Origin of the sequence: Noviherbaspirillum malthae, assembly GCF_015352985.1 — a bacterium.
GTDB lineage: Bacteria > Pseudomonadota > Gammaproteobacteria > Burkholderiales > Burkholderiaceae_D > Noviherbaspirillum > Noviherbaspirillum malthae.
Map to the genome: position 1 here is coordinate 1 of NZ_JACYXF010000207.1, position 570 is coordinate 570.

1 protein-coding gene is annotated in these 570 nt (G+C 62.1%); it reads left to right on the forward strand.

Annotated features, from left to right (window positions below; translation table 11 throughout):
• Window positions 1–353: 353 nt before the first annotated feature.
• A partial coding sequence (locus IGW03_RS37815) for a TRAP transporter small permease (RefSeq protein WP_228535412.1) occupies window positions 354–570 on the forward strand: 217 nt, incomplete at its 3' end.

The following is a 570-nucleotide window of genomic DNA, read 5'->3' on the forward strand; positions in this document are numbered from 1 at the left end:
CGGCGGTGCGCAGATCATCACGGATGTGGACAAGGCGGGCTTTACGGCGGCGATGAAGCCGGTGTACGAGCGCTTCGTCACCGATCCGGCGCTCAAGGACGTCGTCGCCAAGATCCAGAAAAGCGCACATTGATTCCATGTCCTCATGTCGCCCGTGCTGACCGCGGGCGCAGGCATGAGGTGGCAAGACAATGATGGAAGCCAGCCGGCATCCATCATTGCAACCGTTTCCGGTTCTGGTTTTTGGAGGCCGTATGTTAGATGCAGCAATCAAGGCGGACGCCGCTCCGCCTGTTGAACAAGACAAGATCATGTTTCTTACCAAATTCAATGCGGCGCTGTGCCGCGCGGCGATGATCGGGGCGGTGCTCGGCCTGTTCGGCATCGTCTTCGTCGTCGTGTGGCAGGTCTTCGGCCGCTACGTCCTGAACGACACTCCCACTTGGGCCGAGGGCGCCGCACTGGTGCTCGTCATCTACGTCACCATGCTCGGCGCCGCCGCCGGCGTGCGCGACGCCGGCCACATCGGCATGGAATCCATCCTGGTGCTGCTGCCCGAAACACTGCGCC